The following is a 19,284-nucleotide window of genomic DNA, read 5'->3' on the forward strand; positions in this document are numbered from 1 at the left end:
GATCTGGATTGCTTCGTCGCAAGAGCTCCTCGCAATGACGAACGGAGAGGGTAGCGCGCCCACCCCGCTACTGCTTCTTGATCAAACTCCACTTCGTGATCACGGCCTCGCTCATCTGGCCGGGATCGCTGGCGCAGGCGATCTCGTCGACCTTGACCGAGATCTCCTTGCCGGCGAACGTCTTCAACTGCGCGGCCTGGGCGTCGCCGCTGGGAACGAGCTGGAAGGTTTCGGGGCCGGTCTCGAGGTTGCACAGCCCGTTCGGCGGCGGCAGCCGGCGCGGCTCGGAGGTGATCTGGTACATCGCAACCCGCTTGCCGACGTTCTTGACGTCGCGCACTTTCATCGTGTTCAGCTCGCCCGACAGCACCTCGCCGGCATTGATCGGCTTGCCGGGCTTCGACGGCGGCGGAGCCCCATCGTCCTGCTGCGCGGAGATGGCCGGCGTCGCCAGCATCGCCATCGTCGCGACCAAAGCCCATCGTGTGGCGAAAAGTTTCGTCATGTCGTCCGTTCCGTGAGTCTGGATGGCTAGAACAGGGTACGCTGCCGCATCGCGGCCGATAGCGTGCCTTCATCGAGATAATCAAGCTCGCCGCCGACCGGCACACCATGGGCGAGCCGGGTTACTTTTACGTTGGCGTCCTGAAGCAGGTCGGTGATGTAATGGGCCGTGGTCTGGCCGTCGACCGTGGCATTCAGCGCCAGGATGACCTCGTGCACCTGCGCCTCATGCGCGCGCGCCACCAGCGCTTCGATGGTGAGGTCCTGCGGACCGACGCCGTCGAGCGGCGACAATGTCGCGCCCAGCACGTGATAGCGCCCTTGAGTGGCATTGGCCCGCTCCAGCGCCCAGAGATCGGCAACGTCGGCGACGACGACGATGATCGAGGGATCGCGCCTCGGATCGGTGCAGACCGTACAGGGACTTTGCGTGTCGATGTTGCCGCAGGTCTTGCAGACCTGGACCTTCTCGAGCGCGACCTGCATGGCCGAGGACAGCGGCATCATCAGCGCTTCGCGCTTCTTGATCAGATGCAGCGCGGCGCGCCGCGCCGAGCGCGGGCCGAGGCCCGGCAGCCGCGCGAGAAGCTGGACCAGCCGCTCGATTTCAGGACCCGCAACAGCGCCCATCCTACTGGCCGAACAGCCCCGACAGCCCCGGCGGCAGGCCGAGCCCGCCGGTGAGCGACTGCATCTTCTCCTGCATAGCGGCTTCCGCCTTGCGGCGGGCCTCGCCGAACGCGGTGACGAGCAGATCCTCGAGCACTTCGCGCTCTTCCGCCTTCATCAGCGAAGGATCGATCTTGACGCCCTTGACGTCCATCTTCGCGGTCATGCGCACAGCGACGAGACCGCCGCCGGAGATGCCCTCGACCTCGACGTTGGCGAGCTGATCCTGCATCTCCTGCATCTTGGATTGCAGCTGCTGCGCCTGCTTCATCATGCCGAATATATCGACCATCGGTGCTGTCCTTGAAAATCGGCTCTAGAGATCGTCGCCGTCGGAACCGTCGGGCGGATCGTCACTGCCATAGTCGGCATTAATATCGGATTCCGGCGCCTCGGGGGCAAGCCTGCGGACCTCGACGACCTTCGCACCCGGAAAACGCGACAGCACCTCGCGCACGCGCGGATCGGCCTCGGCGGTGCGCGCATGTTCCTGCTTGGCCGCCTGGTTCACCGAGCGCAGCGTGGGCTGGCCCGGCTCGTTGGAGACGATCACGGTCCAGCGGCGTCCGGTCCAGAGCTCGAATTTGCGCGCGAGATCGGAAATCATGGTCTTGGAGGCGTTGGGCTCGAGCGCGACTTCCAGCCGGCCTTCCTCGAAACGGACGAGGCGCATGTCGCCTTCGAGCGCGCCCTTGGTCAGGAGGTCGCGCTTCTGCCCGGCCAGCGCAACGAGCTGGGTGAAGCTCGTGACGCGCAACACGGGCGCGGCAGCTTGCGGATCCGGCGCGGGCGTTGCCATCTGCGGACGGGCACCACCGCCGCCGAAGGAGGACGGCGACGATGTCGGAATGCGAACTGGAGCCGCGGACGCCACCGGCCCGGCCGGCGCGCTGCGCGTGGCACCGCCGCCGCTCACGACCGGCGAACCGCCGCCGTTCTGCTCCAGCATCTTGATCGCTTCGTCCGGCGTCGGCAGGTCGGCGACATAGGCGATGCGCACCAGCACCATCTCGGCGGCAGCCGCGGGCCGCGTCGCGGCCTGCACCTCGGTGATGCCCTTGAGCAGCATCTGCCACATCCGCGACAGCACGCGCATCGAGATCTTCGAGGCGAAATCCCGTGCGCGCACACGCTCGGTCTCGCCATAGGCGACGTTGTCGGCGGTCGCCGGCACGATCTTCACGCGGGTGACGAAATTGACGAATTCGGCGAGATCCGAGAGCACGACGATCGGATCGGCGCCGACGTCGTATTGGTCGCGGAACTCCCTGAACGCGGATGCGATGTCGCCACGCGCCAGAGAATCGAAAAGATCGATGACACGGGTGCGGTCGGCGAGCCCCAGCATCTGCCTGACGGCATCGGCCTTCACGGTGCCCGCCGCATGCGCGATCGCCTGATCGAGCAGCGAGAGCGAATCGCGCACCGAGCCTTCCGCGGCGCGCGCGATGATGCCGAGCGCTTCAGGCTCGATCTCGACGTTTTCCTTGGCCGCGATGTTGGCGAGATGCTTCATCAGCACGTCGGCCTCGACGCGGCGCAGGTCAAAACGCTGGCAGCGCGACAGCACGGTCACCGGAACCTTGCGGATCTCCGTCGTGGCGAACACGAATTTGGCGTGCTCCGGCGGTTCCTCCAGCGTCTTCAGGAAGGCGTTGAACGCCGCTGTCGACAGCATGTGGACTTCGTCGATGATGTAGACCTTGTAGCGGGCGCTGGCCGGCGCGTAGCGGACGCTGTCATTGATCTGACGAACGTCGTCGACGCCGGTATGCGAGGCCGCGTCCATCTCCAGCACGTCCATGTGCCGGCTTTCCATGATCGCCTGACAATGCACGCCGAGCGTCGGCATCTGGACCGTCGGGCCCTTCACCGAGCCATCCGGCATCTCGTAGTTGAGCGCACGGGCAAGGATGCGCGCGGTGGTGGTCTTGCCGACCCCGCGGACGCCGGTGAGAATCCAGGCCTGCGGAATGCGGCCGGTCTCGAACGCATTGGAGACGGTGCGGACCACGGCCTCCTGGCCGATCAGATCGTCGAAGCTTGAAGGACGGTATTTCCGCGCCAGCACCCGGTAGGGCGTGCTGGCCTGGCCGGCGCTGTGAGGGTTGGGAGGGGCGCCAGCGTCGGTCATCGGTCGATCCGCAATGAAGTGTCTTTCGGCCGGCTTTGCGGAAAGGAGCGCGCTGGCGGCCCGAGCCGCCGGCGCAATTCGCTCGGAAAAACAGGTAGGAGACTGACGAGCGACCCGATCCGGACCTCGTTAGGGCTGCTTCCTTCCGGACCTGACCCGGTTGGCGAGTGGCTCGTCCACCGCCAATCTCCCGGTCCCTATTTGGGGCCAAAAGGACCGGAAAGCAAGCGGGTATCGGCTTGAACAGGCTGGGCTTCGTGGTGGCTTGCCCAGCATCCGGGCAATTCCCGGTCTGCCTAGCCGATAGGCTGTGCTTTCACTGCCGGAGGCGCCTTGGTAAGAACGCTGCCGGAACCCCTTCCAACAGAAAAGCGATTGATCCCAATGGTTACACGTCGTGATGTTGCATCGATTGTCGGACTTGGCGCGATGGCTGCGGCGACGCTGGCCTCCCCGGCCGTGGCGCAGACCGCCGATTCCAATGAATCGACCTTCGCCCGCATCCGCCGCACCAAGAAGATGCGCATCGGCGCGGTCGGCGGCGGCGCGCCCTATTACATGAAGGATCTTTCGACGGGCCAGTGGAAGGGATTTTACGTCGACATCGCCAAGGCGCTTGCCGAGGACATGGAGGCCGAGCTCGAGATCACCGAGACCACCTGGGGCAATTCGGTGCTCGACCTGCAGTCCAACAAGATCGACATCTTCTTCGGCCTCAACCCGACTCCGAAGCGTGCGCTGGTGGTCGACTTCTCGGTGCCGGTCTTCAACAACGCCTTCGGTATCCTCTGCAAGAAGGACTTCAAGCCGAAGAGCTGGGCCGAGCTGAACTCGCCCGACGTCAAGATCGCGGTCGACCAGGGCTCGTCGCACGACCAGGTCGTCAGCCGCCTGACGCCTAAGGCGCAGATCTCGCGGCTGAAGACTGCCGATGACGCCACCGCCGCGCTGCAGACCGGCCGCGTCGACGCGCAGTGCCTGATCACCATGCTGTCGCTGACGGTATTGAAGAAGAACCCCTCGCTCGGCCAGTTCGTGCTGCCGACGCCGATCTTTGCGACGACGTCGAACGCCGGCTTCCGCCGCGAGACCGACAAGACCTGGCGCGACTACGTCAACACCTGGATCGACTTCAACAAGGGCCTCGGCTTCATCCGCAACGCGATCATCACCAATATGGAGCTGGTGGGCGTGACCGAGGCGGACATCCCGCCGGGCGTGTCGTTGTAAGGTATGCTGAATTTGGATCGGGCTGGATCCCCGAGCGCCTGTGCTCCCCCTCTCCCGCTTGCGGGAGAGGGTTGGGGAGAGGGTGTCTCCTCTAGGGAGACTCCCCAAGAGGATAGAACCCTCACCCGTCGCTTCGCGCCGACCTCTCCCGCAAGCGGGAGAGGTGCACCGAGCATGCGGCTCGACTGTCTTCAATTCGCGCGCGACTGAGGTCCAAGATAATATGTATCAGTGGGATTTCGGCATCCTCTGGAGCTATCGCTGGCTCTTTCTCAACGGGCTCGGCGTCACCGTTGGCTTCACGTTGGTCATCGTTGTGCTCGGCCTCGTCTTCGGCCTGTTCGGCGCGTTCGGGACCCTGTCGCGCTTTCGCGCGGTGCGCCTTCTCGCGCTCACCTTCATCGAGGCGTTCCGCTGCACGCCGATCCTGGTGCAGCTGATCTGGTTCTATTACGCGCTGCCGATCCTGGCCGGCGTCGAGATGACGCCGATCACGGCCTCGGCGCTGGCGCTCTCGCTCTATGGCGGTTCGTTCTATTCGGAGATCATCCGCGGCGGCATCATCTCGATCGATCGCGGCCAGTCCGAAGCCGGCGCCGCGCTCGGCATGACCCCAGGCCAGAGCATGCGGCGCATCGTGCTGCCGCAGGCGATCAAGCGCATGATCCCGGCGCTGATGAACCAGTCGATCATCCAGTTCAAGAACACCTCGCTGGTCTCGGTGCTGGCGGTGCCCGACCTGGTCTATCAGAGCCAGGTCGCCGCCCATGACAGCTACCGTCCGCTGGAGACCTACACCGCCGTCGCGGTTGCCTATGCGGCGATCCTGATTCCCCTCACCATCATGGTCCGGCGCGGCGAGAAGCGACTGGCGGTCGGCGAATGAGCGACACCTCTTCCAAGATCGAGATCCGGGCGCTGCGCAAGAGCTTTGGCAGCAACGAAGTCCTGAAGAACATCAGCCTCGATGTCCCCAAGGGCGGCGTCGTCGCGCTGATCGGCCCGTCCGGCTCCGGCAAATCGACGCTGCTCCGCTGCATCAACCTCCTGGTGACGCCCGACGGCGGTAGCGTCCGCGTTGGCGACACGAGCTTTTCGTTCGGACAAGGCACAAAGCTGCCCGACGTGAAGACGCTGGCAGGATTCCGCGCCACCACCGGCATGGTGTTCCAGCATTTCAACCTGTTCCCGCACATGACGACGCTCCAGAATGTGATGGAGGGACCGGTCACGGTGCGGCGCATGGCCAGGGCGGACGCCGAGAAACTCGCACGAGCGCAACTCGTCAAGGTGGGCCTTGCAGAGAAGGCCGACCAATATCCGGCAACGCTCTCCGGCGGACAGAAGCAGCGCGTCGCGATTGCCCGGGCGCTTGCCATGGAGCCGGACGTGATGCTGTTCGACGAAGCCACCTCCGCACTCGATCCCGAGCTTGTCGGCGAGGTGCTCGCCGTGATCCAGCAGCTGGCGTCGGAGGGCATGACCATGGTGATCGTGACCCACGAGATCGCCTTTGCCCGCGAAGTCGCCGACCGTCTGATCTTCATGCGCGACGGCGTCGTGATCGAGGAAGGCCCGGCGCGGCAGGTGATCGACAATCCAAGAGAAGCTGCGACCCGCGCCTTCCTTAGCCATTTCCACCGCACCGGCGCATTGCCGCCGGCCACAACGGCATCGTGATGTCCGATATCAACCGCGTCTATCTCGTCACCGGCGCCGCCAGCGGCATCGGCCGCGCCACCGCAAGACTGCTCGCAACGCCCGGCACGGCGCTGCTGCTCCACACGCGCTCGAACGCAGAGGGTCTCGACGTCACGGCCGCGGAAGCCGAAGCGCAAGGTGCGATCGTCGCAAAATGCCTCGGCGATCTCGCCGAGGAGGCCGCGGTCACCGACGCCCTCGCCGCTACGCAAAGCGCCTTCGGCCGGCTCGACGGATTGATCCTGGTCGGCGGCCATGCCCGCCGCGGCAGCGCCATCGGTACGCCGGCGGATCAGTTCCGCAAGGCGATGGATGAATCGGCGCTGGCGTTCACGCGGTTGGTGGACGCCGCGCTCCCGCTGCTGCGTGCGGGACGAGATGCGCGGATCGTGGCAGTGTCGTCGTTCGTGGCGCACGCGATCCGGCCGGAGTTCGCACCCTTTGCAGCGACGGCCGCGAGCCGCTCCGCGCTCGAAGCGCTGGTGCGCCTCACCGCAGTCGAGCTCGCCGGGGAGGGCATCACCGTCAACGCCGTCGCGCCGGGCCTGATCATCAAGGACAAGCCCAGCGAAAGCCGGCTGTCACCCGAGCAGATCGCGGCGACCGAAGCACTGATCCCGATGAACCGCCGCGGGCGGCCGGAGGAAGTGGCCGAGATCATCGCCTTTCTGGCCTCCCCGAAAGCATCCTACGTCACCGGCCAGGTCTGGCACGTCAATGGAGGCCTGACATGACCGAAGCGACCGTCGCACGTCTCAGGCTGTTCCTGATCGAGAGCCCGATCAAGATGGCGCGCCTCCAGGGCGTTGGCAACGTCAAGGGCACGGTGAAACGCGTGCTGCTCGAACTGACGTCGAGCGACGGCGTGATCGGCTGGGGCGAGGCGGCACCGTGGGAAGTGTTCACGGGAACGCCGGAAGCAGCCTTCTCCGCGCTCGACATCTATTTGCGGCCGATCGTGATGGGCAAGTCGGTGCGTCGCATCCGCGCGCTGATGGCCGAGCTCGATCGTGCCTTGGTCGGACATGCCGAAGCCAAGGTCGCGATCGAAATGGCGCTGCTCGACATCGTCGGCAAGTCCTCGGGACTTTCGGTCGCTGACCTGCTCGGCGGCCGCGTGCGGGACACGATCCCGCTGTCGTTCTCCATCGCCGATCCGGATTTCACTGCCGATCTCGAACGCATGCGGAAGATGGTTCCGGACGGGAACGTCATCTACAAGGTCAAGACCGGCGTGAAGTCGCATCGCGAGGATCTCGATCATCTTGCGGCGATCCGGAAAGAATTCGGCGACAAGGTCGATCTTCGCGTCGATTACAACCAGGCGCTGGCGCCGTTCGGCGCGGTCAAGATCCTGCGCGACGTCGAGCAGTTTGCGCCGACCTTCATCGAACAGCCGGTACCCCGCAAATATCTCGACGTGATGGCGCAGCTCACCGCGGCGCTGGAGACGCCCGTGCTCGCCGACGAAAGCTGTTTCGACCGCCGCGACATGATGGAGGTGGTGCGCCGCGAGGCGGCTGATGCCGTCTCGATCAAGCTGATGAAGGCCGGCGGCCTGTTCGAGGCGCAGGCGATCATGGCGATCGCCGACATCGCCGGCCTGCCCGGCTACGGCGGCACACTGTGGGAGGGCGGCATCGGGCTCGCCGCCGGCACGCAGCTGATCGCGGCGACGCCGGGAATCTCGCTCGGTTGCGAATTCTACATGCCGCACCATGTGCTGACCGAGGACGTGCTGGAAGAGCGCGTCGCCAATCGCGGCGGCCACGTCGTGGTGCCCGACGGCCCGGGCCTCGGCATCCGCGTCAGCGAAGCCTCGGTCCGCGCCAATGCGCGGGTGCTGGCGGAGGCGTAAAAGCACGCCCCCACCGTCGTCCTGGCGAAAGCCAGGACCCATTACCCCAAGGAGAAGTTTGTGGCACGAAGTCGGTAAACCCCGAATCTTCGCCAAGCCCAATCCTGTGGTAATGGGTCCTGGATCTGCGCTGCGCTTGTCCAGGACGACGATCGCGTATGCGGCCCCTGCGGAGCGCCATCCTTCCCCTATCGGAATCGCTGTCGTATGGTCGGAGCAAATATTCAGGGGTTCCGCCCCGCCATGCCCGATTCCCGTCGGGCCATCCGGAAATCTTCATGCCCGAACCCGCCTGGTCGCTGCACTCCCGCCTGAAAGAGGACACCATCGACATCGGCGATTTGCCGCTGTCCAAGGTATTGGTCATCAAGGACGCGCATTATCCCTGGCTGCTGCTGGTGCCGCGGCGCGCGGATACGGTCGAGATCATCGACCTCGACGAGGTGCAGCAGGCGCAATTGATGACCGAGATCTCCCGCGTCTCGCGCGCGCTGAAGGAGATCACCCAATGCGACAAGCTCAACATCGCGGCACTGGGCAACCTCGTGCCCCAGCTTCACGTCCACATCATCGCGCGCCGCACCAGTGACGCCGCCTGGCCGCGGCCGGTCTGGGGCGTGATGCAGCCCTTGGCGCACGACGCCACCGAGGTGCAGAGTTTCATCAGCGCGCTTCGCCGCAAGATCTGGTTGGGTTGAAAGAACAATAGATGTCAGCATTCGACTCGTTTCCGCTGGGGCAGCCGGCCTTCGTCACCAACATTCTCGACCGCGCCGCGCATCTGCGCCGCGACGACGAAAAGCTGTTCGCGATGGAGCAGAAGCCGACCTCGCGCGCCTATGTGGTCTACCGCGACTCGCTGCTGGTGAAGCGCGAAGGCGACAAGGTGCGCGCGCTGCTCGGAATCGACGAGGCGTTGAAATGCGGCGCCAATCCCGGCACGATCTTCTTAGGCTTGCGCGATGGCGCCGCGATGTTCGGGATGGGCCTGTCGCAGGCCGCGTCCGAGAAGCTGATCGGGCGCGAAGACTACGCCCTCAGTGAGCTGCGCGGCATGGCGATGCAGGGCGCGGTGCCGCCGCAGGAGCTGTCGGCGATCGCGATGGCGAAGTCGATGGTGAGCTGGCATCAGCGCCATGGTTATTGCGCCAATTGCGGCACGCGCAGCGCGATGAAGGAAGGCGGCTGGAAGCGGGAGTGCCCGAGCTGCAAGGCCGAGCATTTCCCGCGCACCGATCCCGTCGTGATCATGCACGTCGCCTCCGGCGAAAGGTGCCTGCTCGGCCGCCAGAAGCAGTTTCCGCCCGGCATGTATTCGTGCCTCGCCGGCTTCGTCGAGGCCGCCGAAACCATCGAGGACGCGGTACGCCGCGAGATCCTCGAAGAATCCGGAATCCGCTGCACCGACGTGCAGTATTACATGACCCAGCCCTGGCCCTATCCGTCGTCGCTCATGATCGGCTGCAGCGCGCGGGCCGTGAGCGAGGACATCGTCGTCGATCATTCCGAGCTGGAGGATGCGCGCTGGTTCACGCGCGAGGAGGCCGCCCTGATGCTGACGCGGACCCATCCCGACGGGCTCGCCGGTCCGCACCCGTTCGCCATCGCCCATCACTTGCTCGGCCGCTGGGTGCACGACAAGAGCTGAGACCGCCGATGGCGCACTCTATCATCGCGCCGCGCATCCTCTGCATCGGCATTCCCGTGCGCGACCTGACCTTTTGTGTCGAGGCAGTGCCCGCGCGCGGCAGCAAGGCCAACGCCACGCACCTTGCGGAGATCTGCGGCGGCAATGCGCTCAATGCCGCGATCGCCATCGCGCGGCTTGGTGGCCGCGTCTCCTTCGCCGGCCCCATGGGCGATGCGCAGGAGACGTCGAGCGGCTTCATTCTCGAGCGCATGAGATCCGAAAATATCGACACAAGCCATATCGTGCGCATACCTGATGCGACCACGCCCGTCTCTGCCATCATCATTGATGCGACGGGCGAGCGAACGCTCACGATCTATCGCGATCCGGCGCTGTGGACAGTCGAGCTGCCCGACGCCGACAAGCTGCTCGCCGATTGTCAGGCGGTCCTCGTCGAGAGCCGCTGCGCATCGTTCTGCACGGATCTCTGCACTGAGGCACGCCGGCGCGGCATTGCCGTCATCGTCGGCGTCGACCGCGCGATATCGTTGCAGGACGGACTGCTCACGGCCGCCTCGCACCTGCTGTTCGCCAGCGAACAGGTACAGGAGACAGCCGGCATCCCTGACGACGGCGAGGCGTTGCAGCGCCTGGCCGGACTCACGCCCGCCTTCCTCGCTGCCACCCGCGGCCCGCGTGGCACGATCTGGCTGAACGAGAGCGGCGAACTGGAGCAGACGCCGGCGGTTCCGGTTCAGGCCGTCGATACGCTCGGCGCCGGCGACGTCTTCCATGGCGCCTTCACGCTTCGCCTTGCCGAAGGCGGCGGCGTGCGGCAGGCGCTGCAATTCGCCGCGGCCGCCGCGGCGCTGAAATGCACCCGTCACGGCGGCGGCCTGGCCGCTCCGCAACGCGTTGAAGTTGAAGAGCTTTTGAACATGCCGCGCGGGACGACGCTCGGACGGATGCCGAGATTATAGACTTGCTATAGAAGGATTTTCTCTATATCAGGAAAAACGACCCTTGATATGGAACAAAGTTCTTCAAATGACCGATCTCGCCGTCCCGCTCCCCGAGACCAGCCGCCGCCTCGACGCCATCGACCGCAAGATTCTGATGGTGCTGCAGGATGATGCCTCCCTCTCCGTCGCCGAGATCGGCGACCGCGTCGGCCTGTCCTCGACCCCCTGCTGGAAGCGCATCCAGCGCCTGGAAGCCGACGGCGTGATCACCAAGCGGGTGGCGCTGGTCGACCAGAACAAGATCGGGCTCGGCATCTCGGTGTTCGTGTCGGTCGAGAGCTCCGACCATTCCGACGCCTGGCTCAAGAAGTTCGCCGAAGCCGTCAGCGCCATGCCCGAGGTGATGGAGTTCTATCGCATGGCCGGCGACGTCGACTACATGCTGCGCGTCGTCGTCGCCGACATGCAGGCCTATGACGTGTTCTACAAGAAGCTGATCAGCGCCGTGCCGCTGAAGAACGTCACCTCGCGCTTCGCGATGGAGAAGATCAAGTCAGTCACCGCGCTGCCGATCCCGGCTGTGGTGGCGGGTTAAGGCTCACCACACGCAAACTGTCATCGCCGGCTTGACCGGGCGATCCAGTATTCCAGAGACGACGATGGGGTACGGATGAGCCGCGGCGTACTGGATGCCCCGGTCAAGCCGGGGCATGACAGCAAGTGAGGCTAGCCTCGCACCTCAAATCTTCTGATTGTACTCGCCGACTTCGGGATGGGTGCGCAGCACGCTGTTCACCATCTCGAACATGTCGTGCATGCGCTGCTCGGAGACCGGGCTCTCGACCACGACGACGAGCTCGGGCTTGTTGGAGGAGGCCCGCACCAGACCCCAGCTGCCGTCCTCCACCGTGACGCGGACGCCGTTGACGGTGACGAGATCGCGGATCGATTGGTCGCCGATCTTGGCGCCCTTGGCCTGCAAGCCCTCGAAGTGCTTCACCACCTTGTCGATGACGCCGTACTTCACCTCGTCGCCGCAATGCGGCGACATCGTCGGCGACGACCAGGTCTTCGGCAGCGCGTTCTTGAGATCGGCCATCGACTTGCCGGGGGCACGATCGAGCATGTCGCAGATCGCGAGCGCCGAGACGAGACCGTCGTCGTAGCCGCGTCCATAGGGCTTGTTGAAGAAGAAATGGCCGGACTTCTCGAAGCCGGCGAGCGCACCCGTCTCATGGGTGCGGCGCTTCATGTAGGAATGCCCGGTCTTCCAGTAGGTGGTTTTTGCACCCTGCTTCTGCAGCACCGGATCGGTGATGAACAGGCCGGTCGACTTCACGTCGACGATGAACTGCGCGTCCTTGTGGATCGCGGACATGTCGCGCGCCAGCATCACGCCGACCTTGTCGGCAAAGATCTCCTCGCCGGTGTTGTCGACGACGCCGCAGCGATCGCCGTCGCCGTCGAAGCCGAGGCCCACATCCGCCTTGTGCTGCAGCACCGCGTCGCGGATCGCATGCAGCATCTCCATGTCTTCGGGGTTCGGATTGTATTTCGGGAAGGTGTGGTCGAGCTCGGTGTCGAGCGGGATCACCTCGCAGCCGATCGCCTCCAGCACCTGCGGCGCGAACGCGCCCGCGGTGCCGTTGCCGCAGGCCGCGACCACCTTGAGCTTGCGCTTCAGCTTCGGACGGCTGGTGAGGTCGGCGATGTAGCGCGCCGGATAATTCTCATGGAATTGATAGGAGCCGCCAGCCTTGTTCTTGAACTCGGCACCGAGCACGATTTCCTTCAGCCGCGTCATCTCGTCGGGGCCGAAGGTCAGCGGGCGGTTGGCGCCCATCTTCACGCCGGTCCAGCCATTGTCGTTGTGCGAGGCCGTGACCATGGCGCAGCAGGGCACGTCGAGGTCGAACTGCGCGAAATAGGCCATCGGCGTCACCGCGAGCCCGATGTCGTGCACCTTGCAGCCTGCCGCCATCAGGCCGGAGATCAGCGCATATTTGATCGAGGCCGAATAGCCGCGGAAATCATGACCCGTGACGATCTCCTGGCTGACGCCGAGCTCCGCGATCAGCGCGCCCAGCCCCATGCCGAGCGCCTGGATTCCCATCAGGTTGATTTCCTTCTGGAACAGCCAGCGCGCGTCGTATTCGCGAAAGCCCGTGGCCTTCACCATCGGCTCGGATTCGAAGGCATAGGTGTTGGGCAGCAACACGGATTTCGGCTTGGGGAACATGGAGACGGTCTCGTGAAAAAGAGCCAGATTTGATGCAGCCTTAGCGAATGCCGGGCTGCAGCGGAAGGCGGGAATGGCAGCTTATGGATGATAATTGCGGCAGTTTGGTAACGGGGAAATCTGGCCGCGAGAGCGGTCAAAATAGAGATTTTCTTGAAATATGTGGTCGCTGGAGCCTTTGGGAGACCCTTACTGCTCCAGCACCATCTGACCGTTGGCGTACTCAAAACGCCTGAGGCGGGAGAGGAAGGAGAGGCCGAGCAGGTTCTCGGACAGCGCCTCGTCGGGCAGCACCATGGCATCGACATCGCGCACGATTAGGCCGCCGATATCGAGCATGGCGATGCGGGTGCGCGCGGCCTTGATGGTGCCGTTGGCGGTGGAGACGGTGGCGTTGTAATCGCTGCGCGAGGGGCGCAGGCCGAAGCGGGCGGCCGAGGTCTCGTTCAGCGCAACCACGGAGGCGCCGGTGTCGACCATGAAGCCGATGCGCTGGCCTTCGATCCGGCCTTCAGTCTGGAAGTGGCCGCGGCCGTCGCGAGGGATGTTGAGGCTGCGGCCGCCGGCCGGCGCGATGGACGCGACTGCTACCGTGCGCGGCACCGACGTCGCCGAGGCGGAGCTCATCCTGTCCGCCATCTGCGCCATGAAGGTGCCGAGGCCGATCATGATCGCCGCGAAGATCATTATGTTACGCATCACACCAGTTCCGAGCCGGAAGCCTCGATTTCACCACGCGGCAGGCCTGTCCGCGAGCGACGCTGCGGCCAGAGCTGTGCTATTTTGACGAAAAGGATGAGCGGACGGTTAATGCGCCGGTGTCGCAGATACGGCATATCCTCATCCTGAGGAGCCCGCGAAGCAGGCGTCTCGAAGGATGGCCGCGGGTGAAAGGCGGGCCTACATGGTTCGAGACGCGCGTTCCGCGCTCCTCGCCATGAGGGTCTTCTTGCGCCTCACGTGCCGCGCGGCTTGACCCGCCGGGTCGGCAGCGCATTCGCCGGATCTTCCGGCCAGGGATGGCGCGGGTAGCGGCCGCGCAAATCGGAGCGCACGGCGCTGTAGCTGCCGCGCCAGAAACCGGGGAGATCGCGCGTCACCTGCACCGGGCGCTGCGCCGGCGACAGCAGCTCCAGCACCAACGGCACCTTGCCGGCGGCGATCGAGGGATGGGTGTTGAGGCCGAACAATTCCTGCAGCCGCACCGCGATGGTCGGCCCCTGCTCGGCTTCATAGTCGATCGCGAGCACGCTGCCGGTCGGCGCCTCGAAATGCGTCGGCGCCTCGCGGTCGAGCCGCGCGCGCATCTCCCACGGCAACAATGTCATCAGCGCGTCGGAGAGTTCGCCGGCGGAGATATCCTTCAGCGCGATCTTGTCGTAGAGCGCCGGCACCAGCCAATCGTCGCGCCGCGCGATCAATCCGTCGTCCGAGAGATCAGGCCAGCTGTCGCCCTCGGCCTTGCGCAAAAACATCACGCGATCGCGCCATTGTTTGGCTGCCTTCGACCAGGGCAGCCGGTCGAGGCCGGCGGCGATCAGCCCGTCCGCGAAGATGCGCGCAGTGTCCTCCGAGGGCGATACGGCAAGCGTCGCCTCGGAGAGCGTGATCGCGTGCAGCGCGCGCTTGCGCCGCGCCCGCAACGCCATCGCGCCGCGATCGAACGATATCTCCTCGGCGGATTCGATGTGCTCGGCGAAATGCCGTTCGATCTCGTCCTGCGAGATTTGCGCGGCGAGCAGAATGCGCCCGCTCGCCGCCGTGCCGGTCATCTCGCCGATCGCGATATAGGGTGCACGGGCGAGCGAGGAGGTTTGATCCACGGCAGCACCCCGGCCGTTGGCGAGCACGAAGCTGCCATTGCCGCGGTTGCGCGCAACGCGATCCGGGAAGGCGTAGGCGAGCATCAGGCCGGTCGAGAGGCCGTCTTCGCCGGTCGCCGCCTTCTCCGACGCCGCCACCTGCGAGGCCCAGCGCCGCGCGAGGTCGCGCGCGCTTGCGGCACGCGGGGAACGGTCGCGGCGGAACTGATCGCGCCGGTGCTCGAGATCGACGCTGTCGCCGCCAAGCCCGCGCTCGGTGATGATGGCGGCGATCTCTGCGGCGGCCTCGCCCTCGCCGGCACGATGCGAATCCACGATCATGCGGGCGAGCCGCGGCGGCAGCGCCAGCGCGCGCAGGCTCTTGCCCTCCGCGGTGATGCGGCCATCGCCATCGAGCGCATTGAGCTCGGCGAGCAGGCTTTTTGCTTCCTTCCAGGCCGGCTGCGGCGGCGGGTCGAGAAACGACAGCGCGGCGGGGTCGGCGACGCCCCATTGCGCGAGATCGAGCACCAGCGAGGACAGATCGGCGCTGAGGATCTCGGGCTGGGAGTAGGGCGCGAGCGAGGCTGTCTGAGGTTCGTCCCAGAGCCGGTAGCACACGCCCGGCTCGGTGCGGCCGGCGCGGCCGCGGCGCTGGTCAGCCGCCGCGCGCGAGACGCGCACGGTCTCGAGCCGGGTCAGGCCGATGTCGGGCTCGTAGCGCGGCACGCGGGCAAGGCCGGAATCGACCACGATGCGCACGCCCTCGATGGTGAGCGAGGTTTCCGCGATCGAGGTCGCCAGCACCACCTTGCGCGTGCCCTTGGGCGCCGGCGAGATGGCACGATCCTGCACGGCGGCGTCGAGTGCGCCGAACAGCGGCACGATTTCGATCGAAGCGTCCTGCACGCGCTCGGCGAGGAAATTCTGGGTGCGGCGGATTTCGGCGGCGCCCGGCAGGAACGCCAGCACCGAGCCGGCATCGGCCCGCAGCGCCGAGGCGATCGCATCCGCCATCTGCCGCTCCACCGGCGCGTCCGCCTTGCGGCCGAGATAGCGCGTCTCGACCGGAAAGGCGCGGCCCTCGCTTTCGACGACGGGCGCTTCGCCGAGCAATCTTGCCACGCGGGCGCCATCGAGCGTTGCCGACATCACGAGGATGCGTAAATCCTCACGCAGGCCGGTTTGCGCATCGCGCGCCAGCGCGAGGCCCATGTCGGCATCGAGCGAGCGCTCGTGGAATTCGTCGAACAGGACGGCGGCGATGCCCGACAGCTCGGGATCGTCGAGGATCTGGCGGGTAAAGATGCCCTCCGTCACCACCTCGATGCGGGTCGCGCGCGAGATTTTCGAGCCGAAGCGGACGCGATAGCCGACAGTCTCGCCAGCGCGCTCGCCGAGCGATTTGGCCATGCGGTCGGCGCTGGCGCGCGCCGCGATGCGCCGCGGCTCCAGCACGATGATCTTCTTGCCTTTGGCCCAGGGGGCATCGAGCAGCGCCAGGGGCACGCGCGTTGTCTTGCCGGCGCCCGGGGGCGCCACCAGCACGGCGGCATTATGCGCCTCCAGCGTGCGCGAGAGGTCGTCGAGCACGGCATCGATCGGGAGGGGCGTGTCGAAACTGCGGGGCAAATATCTCGCTTCCGTCATCACCCGCCTTGTGCGCCCTTGCGCACCGGTGCGGGTGATCCAGTAAACTCGGATCCCGGCTATTACGAAGATCGCGGATTGCTGGATACCCCGCCTTCGCGGGGTATGACAATCATATGTGGCTATCAGCCCTGCACCGGCGGCCGGCCAATGCTCTCATAGATGAAACCGGCCGCAGCCATCTCCTCGGGACGGTAGATGTTGCGCAGATCGACGATGACGGGCTGGGCCATGGTTGCCTTCAGCCGGTCGAGGTCGAGCGCCCGGAACTGAACCCATTCGGTGACGATGACGATCGCATCGGCGCCTTCCGCGCAAGAATAGGCGTCCTCGCAATAAGTGATGCTGGGCAGCTCACTCTTTGCCTGCTCCATGCCGACGGGATCGAAGGCCTTCACCTTCGCGCCCATGTCGATCAAGCCCGTAACCAGCGGGATCGACGGCGCATCGCGCATATCGTCGGTGTCGGGCTTGAAGGTGAGGCCGAGCACGGCGATGGTCTTGCCGCGCAGCGAGCCGCCGAGCGCCTGGCTCACTTTTCGCGCCATCGCGCGCTTGCGGTTCTCGTTGACCGCCAGCACGGACTCGACGATGCGAAGGCTCACGTCGTAGTCCTGCGCGATCTTGATCAGCGCCTTGGTGTCCTTCGGAAAGCACGAGCCGCCGAAGCCCGGACCGGCATGCAGGAATTTGGTGCCGATGCGGTTGTCCAGGCCAATGCCGCGCGCGACCTCCTGCACGTTGGCGCCGGCCTTTTCGGAGAGGTCGGCGATCTCGTTGATGAAGGTGATCTTGGTCGCGAGGAACGCGTTGGCGGCGTATTTGATCATCTCGGCGGTGCGGCGTTCCGTGAACATCAGCGGCGCCTGATTCAGCGACAGCGGACGGTAGATGTCGCTCATCACCTTGCGGCCGCGCTCGTCGGAGGTGCCGACGACGATGCGGTCGGGGAATTTGAAGTCGCGGATCGCCGCGCCCTCGCGCAGGAATTCGGGATTCGAGGCGACGACCACGTCGGCCTTGGGATTGGTCTCGCGGATGATGCGCTCGACCTCGTCGCCGGTGCCGACCGGGACAGTCGATTTGGTCACGACGACGGTGAAGCCGGACAGCGACTGCGCGATCTCTTTCGCGGCGGCATAAACGTAGGACAGATCGGCGTGGCCGTCACCGCGGCGCGACGGCGTGCCGACCGCGATGAAGACAGCATCGGCATCCGCGACCGGCCTGGACAAATCGGTGGTGAACTCCAGCCGCTTGGCCTTCACATTCGTCGCGACCAGTTCGTCAAGCCCGGGCTCGTAGATCGGGATCTCGCCGCGATGAAGGGCCGCGATCTTCTTCTCGTCCTTGTCGACGCAGATGACGTCGTGACCGAAATCCGCAAAGCAGGCCCCGGACACCAGTCCCACATAGCCCGTGCCGATCATAGCAATGCGCATGAAAAACCCTGTTTGGCTTGGTTAACAAAACCCCTATTCCAAGGCGGTTTAGCATTTTCCCGGGGTGAGGGAACAGCCCGCGTACAAAAAACGGCACAGCACTTGTACCGGTAAAGAAATCGTAAGCCGCAAGGCGGCAAACTGCCCCGCGTTCACGCAGATCCTGGCGGAACACGCCTCAAAAAGAGACACCATGGCACCATCAGGCACAATCGCCGCGAGCGGGGGACTCAAGGCCCCGGCTGCTGCGCGTGTCGATTGGGTCGATTACGCCAAAGGCATCTGCATCGTCATGGTCGTGATGATGCATTCGGTGCTCGGGGTCGAGCTTGCTGCCGGTGAGACCGGTTTCATGCATGTTTTGGTCGCCTTCGCAAAGCCGTTCCGGATGCCGGATTTCTTCCTGATTTCGGGCCTGTTCCTGCCACTGGTGATCGACCGGGACTGGCGAACCTATCTCGACCGCAAGGTGGTGCATTTCGCCTATTTCTATGTCGTCTGGGTGACAATCCAGTTCGGCTTCAAGGCCCCCGCATTCGCGGCGGAAACGAGCTGGCGCGACGCCGGCTTGCTGTATCTGGAATCCTTCGTCGAGCCGTTCGGCACGCTATGGTTCATCTACCTCCTGCCGATCTTCTTCGTCGTCACAAAACTGACACGGCGAGTCCCGTCGCCCGCGATCTGGCTCATCGCGGCCGCACTGGAGACGGCACGTGTCGCAACCGGCTGGACCGCGATCGACGAGTTCTGCGCGCGTTTCGTCTATTTCTATTCGGGCTATCTGTTCGCGCCCTTCGTGTTCGCGCTGTCGGACCGCGCGCGCAATCATCCTGCATGGGCGCTGGCAGCGCTCGCGACATGGGCGCTGGTCAATGCCGGCCTCGTTGCGCTCGGGGCCAGCGAATGGAAAATCGTATCGCTCGTGCTCGGCTTCGCCGGGGCCTGCGCCATCATCACGATGGGCACGCTGCTCGCGCGCGCGCAATGGCTGAATGTCTTCCGCTTCTGCGGCGAGCATTCGATCGTGATCTATCTCGCCTTCTTCCTGCCGATGGCGGCGACACGGACGCTGCTCTTGCGCACGGGCATCATTCCCGACATCGGTGCGGTGTCGCTGATCGTGACCATCGTTGGCGTGATCGGCTCGCTCGCGATCTGGCAGATCGCTCTGCGGCTTGGCGGCAATTTCCTGTTCGAGCGGCCCGATGCGTTCTGCATCGCGCCGAAGAAGACAGAGGCGCGATTGCAGGCGGCGGAGTGATGCTCTGTTGTCATCCCCGCGAAGGCGGGGATCCAGTATTCCAGAGGCAGCAGTCGTATACGGATAAGCCGCAGCGTACTCGATTCCCCGCCCTCGCGGGGAATGACAGCGGGGGATGCGGGAAACGACAGTGGGGATAGCGGCATCCGCAAGCCAAAAATCCACCTCCCGAGGCTGTCAAATCCCGCAAAAATTCATACAT

At 65.1% G+C, this 19,284-nt stretch carries 18 protein-coding genes and 1 other RNA gene; 10 read left to right on the plus strand and 9 right to left on the minus strand.

Translation table 11 applies throughout. From position 1 onward, the window contains the following. Positions 1–67: 67 nt before the first annotated feature. The 5 genes from ABIB80_RS01805 to ffs form a co-directional block, all read right to left on the minus strand. Positions 68–505 carry a hypothetical protein gene (locus ABIB80_RS01805; RefSeq protein ID WP_354126962.1) on the minus strand — a complete coding sequence of 146 codons (438 nt, stop codon included), beginning with the start codon at positions 503–505 and terminating at the stop codon, positions 68–70. Between the two features lie 26 nt (positions 506–531). Continuing rightward, positions 532–1,134: a recombination mediator RecR gene (gene recR / locus ABIB80_RS01810; RefSeq protein ID WP_007604678.1), complete on the minus strand. Its 603-nt coding sequence runs from the start codon at positions 1,132–1,134 to the stop codon at positions 532–534. Between the two features lies 1 nt (position 1,135). Continuing rightward, a complete protein-coding gene (locus tag ABIB80_RS01815; RefSeq protein WP_007597704.1) occupies positions 1,136–1,465 on the minus strand; it encodes a YbaB/EbfC family nucleoid-associated protein in 330 nt (109 codons plus the stop codon). Positions 1,466–1,489: 24 nt separating this feature from the next. After that, complete coding sequence (locus ABIB80_RS01820) at positions 1,490–3,307, minus strand: DNA polymerase III subunit gamma/tau (RefSeq protein ID WP_007597705.1); 1,818 nt, start codon at positions 3,305–3,307, stop codon at positions 1,490–1,492. Between the two features lie 94 nt (positions 3,308–3,401). Continuing rightward, an RNA gene (ffs, locus tag ABIB80_RS01825) (signal recognition particle sRNA small type) lies at positions 3,402–3,498 on the minus strand. 193 nt (positions 3,499–3,691) lie between these two features. Between ffs and ABIB80_RS01830 the strand changes: the two genes are divergently transcribed. The 9 genes from ABIB80_RS01830 (at position 3,692) to ABIB80_RS01870 (ending at position 11,283) form a co-directional block, all read left to right on the plus strand. Next, positions 3,692–4,537, plus strand: a complete 846-nt coding sequence (locus ABIB80_RS01830; RefSeq protein ID WP_035993754.1) for a transporter substrate-binding domain-containing protein — start codon at positions 3,692–3,694, stop codon at positions 4,535–4,537. A gap of 223 nt (positions 4,538–4,760) precedes the next feature. After that, positions 4,761–5,423: an amino acid ABC transporter permease gene (locus tag ABIB80_RS01835; RefSeq protein ID WP_354126963.1), complete on the plus strand. Its 663-nt coding sequence runs from the start codon at positions 4,761–4,763 to the stop codon at positions 5,421–5,423. After that, the gene (locus tag ABIB80_RS01840; protein ID WP_354126964.1) at positions 5,420–6,217 is read left to right on the plus strand and encodes an amino acid ABC transporter ATP-binding protein; all 798 of its coding nucleotides are present in this window, start codon (positions 5,420–5,422) and stop codon (positions 6,215–6,217) included. Before ABIB80_RS01835 ends, ABIB80_RS01840 begins: the two co-directional genes overlap by 4 nt. Next, positions 6,217–6,972, plus strand: coding sequence for an SDR family NAD(P)-dependent oxidoreductase (locus ABIB80_RS01845; protein WP_007597709.1), 756 nt, complete (start codon positions 6,217–6,219; stop codon positions 6,970–6,972). The genes ABIB80_RS01840 and ABIB80_RS01845 overlap by 1 nt, the downstream gene beginning before the upstream one ends. Further along, the gene (locus ABIB80_RS01850; protein ID WP_354126965.1) at positions 6,969–8,096 is read left to right on the plus strand and encodes a muconate cycloisomerase family protein; all 1,128 of its coding nucleotides are present in this window, start codon (positions 6,969–6,971) and stop codon (positions 8,094–8,096) included. Before ABIB80_RS01845 ends, ABIB80_RS01850 begins: the two co-directional genes overlap by 4 nt. A 278-nt stretch (positions 8,097–8,374) precedes the next feature. Continuing rightward, positions 8,375–8,794: an HIT domain-containing protein gene (locus ABIB80_RS01855; RefSeq protein ID WP_007597711.1), complete on the plus strand. Its 420-nt coding sequence runs from the start codon at positions 8,375–8,377 to the stop codon at positions 8,792–8,794. A gap of 11 nt (positions 8,795–8,805) precedes the next feature. Beyond that, positions 8,806–9,744: an NAD(+) diphosphatase gene (nudC, locus tag ABIB80_RS01860; protein WP_354126966.1), complete on the plus strand. Its 939-nt coding sequence runs from the start codon at positions 8,806–8,808 to the stop codon at positions 9,742–9,744. A gap of 8 nt (positions 9,745–9,752) precedes the next feature. After that, positions 9,753–10,706, plus strand: a complete 954-nt coding sequence (locus tag ABIB80_RS01865) for a sugar kinase (RefSeq protein ID WP_354126967.1) — start codon at positions 9,753–9,755, stop codon at positions 10,704–10,706. A 67-nt stretch (positions 10,707–10,773) separates the two neighbouring features. Next, complete coding sequence (locus ABIB80_RS01870) at positions 10,774–11,283, plus strand: Lrp/AsnC family transcriptional regulator (RefSeq protein ID WP_354126968.1); 510 nt, start codon at positions 10,774–10,776, stop codon at positions 11,281–11,283. A 144-nt stretch (positions 11,284–11,427) separates the two neighbouring features. Here ABIB80_RS01870 and ABIB80_RS01875 read toward each other — a convergent pair whose 3' ends face one another. From ABIB80_RS01875 to ABIB80_RS01890, 4 genes are all read right to left on the minus strand, one after another. Then, positions 11,428–12,927 (minus strand): phosphomannomutase/phosphoglucomutase, encoded by a 1,500-nt coding sequence (locus tag ABIB80_RS01875; RefSeq protein WP_219682996.1) that lies wholly within the window; start codon positions 12,925–12,927, stop codon positions 11,428–11,430. Positions 12,928–13,116: 189 nt separating this feature from the next. After that, on the minus strand, positions 13,117–13,626 hold the full coding sequence (locus tag ABIB80_RS01880) for a TIGR02281 family clan AA aspartic protease (RefSeq protein WP_219682997.1): 510 nt from the start codon (positions 13,624–13,626) through the stop codon (positions 13,117–13,119). A gap of 257 nt (positions 13,627–13,883) precedes the next feature. After that, positions 13,884–16,361 (minus strand): ATP-dependent helicase HrpB, encoded by a 2,478-nt coding sequence (gene hrpB / locus ABIB80_RS01885; protein WP_354127107.1) that lies wholly within the window; start codon positions 16,359–16,361, stop codon positions 13,884–13,886. 143 nt (positions 16,362–16,504) lie between these two features. Further along, complete coding sequence (locus ABIB80_RS01890; protein ID WP_354126969.1) at positions 16,505–17,821, minus strand: UDP-glucose dehydrogenase family protein; 1,317 nt, start codon at positions 17,819–17,821, stop codon at positions 16,505–16,507. 193 nt (positions 17,822–18,014) lie between these two features. On the opposite strand from ABIB80_RS01890, the gene ABIB80_RS01895 reads away from it, so the two are divergent. Then, a complete protein-coding gene (locus ABIB80_RS01895; protein WP_219682999.1) occupies positions 18,015–19,082 on the plus strand; it encodes an acyltransferase family protein in 1,068 nt (355 codons plus the stop codon). Positions 19,083–19,284 lie beyond the last annotated feature (202 nt).

This window comes from Bradyrhizobium sp. i1.15.2, from assembly GCF_040548425.1.
In the GTDB taxonomy this organism is placed as follows: Bacteria; Pseudomonadota; Alphaproteobacteria; order Rhizobiales; family Xanthobacteraceae; genus Bradyrhizobium; species Bradyrhizobium canariense.

Excerpts from the sequence above, each read along its gene's own strand:
- ABIB80_RS01805 (WP_354126962.1), bottom strand. The coding sequence starts at position 505 with ATGACGAAACTTTTCGCCACACGATGGGCTTTGGTCGCGACGATGGCG.
- recR (WP_007604678.1), bottom strand. The coding sequence starts at position 1,134 with ATGGGCGCTGTTGCGGGTCCTGAAATCGAGCGGCTGGTCCAGCTTCTC.
- ABIB80_RS01815 (WP_007597704.1), bottom strand. The coding sequence starts at position 1,465 with ATGGTCGATATATTCGGCATGATGAAGCAGGCGCAGCAGCTGCAATCC.
- ABIB80_RS01820 (WP_007597705.1), bottom strand. The coding sequence starts at position 3,307 with ATGACCGACGCTGGCGCCCCTCCCAACCCTCACAGCGCCGGCCAGGCC.
- ABIB80_RS01830 (WP_035993754.1), top strand. The coding sequence starts at position 3,692 with ATGGTTACACGTCGTGATGTTGCATCGATTGTCGGACTTGGCGCGATG.
- ABIB80_RS01835 (WP_354126963.1), top strand. The coding sequence starts at position 4,761 with ATGTATCAGTGGGATTTCGGCATCCTCTGGAGCTATCGCTGGCTCTTT.
- ABIB80_RS01840 (WP_354126964.1), top strand. The coding sequence starts at position 5,420 with ATGAGCGACACCTCTTCCAAGATCGAGATCCGGGCGCTGCGCAAGAGC.
- ABIB80_RS01845 (WP_007597709.1), top strand. The coding sequence starts at position 6,217 with ATGTCCGATATCAACCGCGTCTATCTCGTCACCGGCGCCGCCAGCGGC.
- ABIB80_RS01850 (WP_354126965.1), top strand. The coding sequence starts at position 6,969 with ATGACCGAAGCGACCGTCGCACGTCTCAGGCTGTTCCTGATCGAGAGC.
- ABIB80_RS01855 (WP_007597711.1), top strand. The coding sequence starts at position 8,375 with ATGCCCGAACCCGCCTGGTCGCTGCACTCCCGCCTGAAAGAGGACACC.
- nudC (WP_354126966.1), top strand. The coding sequence starts at position 8,806 with ATGTCAGCATTCGACTCGTTTCCGCTGGGGCAGCCGGCCTTCGTCACC.
- ABIB80_RS01865 (WP_354126967.1), top strand. The coding sequence starts at position 9,753 with ATGGCGCACTCTATCATCGCGCCGCGCATCCTCTGCATCGGCATTCCC.
- ABIB80_RS01870 (WP_354126968.1), top strand. The coding sequence starts at position 10,774 with ATGACCGATCTCGCCGTCCCGCTCCCCGAGACCAGCCGCCGCCTCGAC.
- ABIB80_RS01875 (WP_219682996.1), bottom strand. The coding sequence starts at position 12,927 with ATGTTCCCCAAGCCGAAATCCGTGTTGCTGCCCAACACCTATGCCTTC.
- ABIB80_RS01880 (WP_219682997.1), bottom strand. The coding sequence starts at position 13,626 with ATGCGTAACATAATGATCTTCGCGGCGATCATGATCGGCCTCGGCACC.
- ABIB80_RS01890 (WP_354126969.1), bottom strand. The coding sequence starts at position 17,821 with ATGCGCATTGCTATGATCGGCACGGGCTATGTGGGACTGGTGTCCGGG.
- ABIB80_RS01895 (WP_219682999.1), top strand. The coding sequence starts at position 18,015 with ATGGCACCATCAGGCACAATCGCCGCGAGCGGGGGACTCAAGGCCCCG.